The sequence below is a fragment of the Agrobacterium albertimagni AOL15 genome, assembly GCF_000300855.1.
Taxonomy (GTDB): domain Bacteria; phylum Pseudomonadota; class Alphaproteobacteria; order Rhizobiales; family Rhizobiaceae; genus Allorhizobium; species Allorhizobium albertimagni.
This window is the reverse complement of the sequence record NZ_ALJF01000035.1, coordinates 1-2,158: the sequence shown is the minus strand read 5'-3', so window position 1 is coordinate 2,158 and position 2,158 is coordinate 1. Positions and strand designations below refer to the sequence as shown.

Here is a 2,158-nt window from a genome sequence, read left to right as displayed (position 1 = left end):
GATCAGGGGCAATACGCAAGGGGACAATGCAGCGGACTTCGAACTCTCGCTGCACGGCCGTCACAACCTGACGATCAACGATTTCCTCGGCGTTTCCTGAGGACGACATGGCAGTACTGCCGGCCTGGCGGGGCCGGCAGACATACTTTTGAGTGGGGGAAGCCATGAGCAAGCAATCAAGCTACAAACTGTCCGGTATCGGCCTCGTGACGGGCTTCGTCTTCGGCCTGTCGGGCATCATCAATATCCTGGCGCTGACCGGCGCTTTCTACATGCTGCAGATCTACGACCGGGCGCTGACCAGCGGCAGCGTGCCGACCCTGATCTGGCTCTCGGTGATCGCGGTCGGCCTCTACCTCTTCCAGGGCATGTTCGACATCCTGAGGTCGCAGATGCTGGTCCGTTTCGGCTCCAATGTCGATCGTCAGATTGCGCCGCTCGTGCACCGGGTGGTCATCGACATGCCGCGCTTCGGCTATTCCTTGGCGGAAGCCTCCGAGCGCGGCCGCGACGTCGATACCGTGCGTTCCTTCCTGTCGGGTGCGGGCCCGGTCGCCCTCTTCGACCTGCCCTGGATCCCGGTTTATCTGGTCTTCGTCTGGATGCTGCATCCGGTGCTCGGAATGATGACGCTGGGTGGCGCTCTCTTCCTCGCCTGCCTGACGATTGCGGCCGAGCTTCTGTCGCGTCGCCATGCCAAGGAAATGACGCGGGCCGCGATCCAGCGCAATAATGTCTCGGACAACCATGTCCGCAACGGCGATATCCTCTATTCGATGGGCATGACGGACCGCGCGATCGACCGCTTCGAAAGCGCCAACCGCCGTCACCTCGATACCCAGACCGCCACCTCCGACATCGCGGGCACCTTTGCCGGGATCTCCAAGGTCCTGCGCATGATGCTACAGTCGGCGACCCTTGGGCTTGGCGCCTATCTGACGATCCAGGGCGAGATGTCCGCCGGTGCGATCATCGCCTCCTCGATCGTGACGGGCAGGGCGCTCGCCCCGGTCGACCAGGCAATCGCCCAGTGGAAGGGCGTGATCTCGGCACGCCGCTCCTGGTCGCGGATCAAGGACACGCTCGCCGTTCTCGACCGCCCGCCGACGCAGTTCGATTTGCCGGCGCCGAGCGAAGACCTTGTCGTCGAGGGTATGACGACGGTTGCACCCACGACCGGCACCGTGCTCCTGACCGACGTCTCCTTCAAGCTTTCCGCCGGTCAGGCGCTGGCACTGATCGGTCCGTCCGGCGGCGGCAAGACGACGCTTGCCCGTTCGCTGCTCGGCATCTGGCCGCTGCTGCGTGGCTCGGTCCGCATCGATGGCGCCGACCTCAAGCAGTGGCCGACCAGCTTCTTCACGGAGCATGTCGGCTATCTGCCGCAGGAAGTGGCGCTTCTGGACGGCACTGTCGCCGACAATATTGCGCGCTTCGATCCTGACGCAGATGCCAAGATGATCTTTCGTGCGGCCCGCGCCGCCGGTATCCACGACCTGATCGTTCGCCTGCCGAATGGCTACCAGACCCAGATCGGCCCCGGCGGCCAGTCGCTCTCGGCCGGCCAGCGCCAGCGTGTTGCGCTTGCCCGCGCGCTTTACGGCGATCCCTTCTTGGTGGTGCTCGACGAGCCGAACTCCAATCTCGATGCCGAAGGCGAAGAGGCCTTGATGAAGGCGATCGTCAAAGTCCGCGAGCGCGGCGGCATCGTCGTTATCGTCGCCCATCGGCCGAGCGTGCTTCAGGCCGTCGACATGGTCGCCGTGGTCCAGGGCGGCAAGCTCGTCTCCTTCGGCCCGAAGGAAGAGATCATCAAGGTTCCTGCCAACACCTCCGAGATGAAGCCATTGCGACCGTCCCGGACGCTCTCCGTTGCTGCGGAGTGATCGCCATGAGCCTCTTCACGACCGATCATGAAGAAGCCTTGAAACTCGGCCATGGCGACGCCCAGTCGGCCAAGGCACCGGCGCGCAAGTTTGCGCTCACCGACGCGCCGGATCGTACACTTTGGTCGCCGGGCATCTTCGCCGTGCTCTCCATGGGGCTCGGCGCCTATCTCGGGCGGCTGCGCGAGATCGTCAATCCGGCGCCCAATGCGCAAGCCCCGGACGACCGGAAGACCGTGGCGCTCGACGACGGCACGTCAGCACCGGTCGAG

Annotated in this window: 2 protein-coding genes; both read left to right on the top strand. The window is 64.4% G+C overall.

What is annotated here, in order from left to right:
• The first annotated feature begins 164 nt into the window (after positions 1-164).
• A complete protein-coding gene (locus tag QWE_RS24180; protein ID WP_006728809.1) occupies positions 165-1,886 on the top strand; it encodes a type I secretion system permease/ATPase in 1,722 nt (573 codons plus the stop codon).
• Between the two features lie 5 nt (positions 1,887-1,891).
• Positions 1,892-2,158 (top strand): hypothetical protein (locus tag QWE_RS24175; RefSeq protein WP_006728808.1); only part of this gene is annotated, 267 nt, incomplete at its 3' end.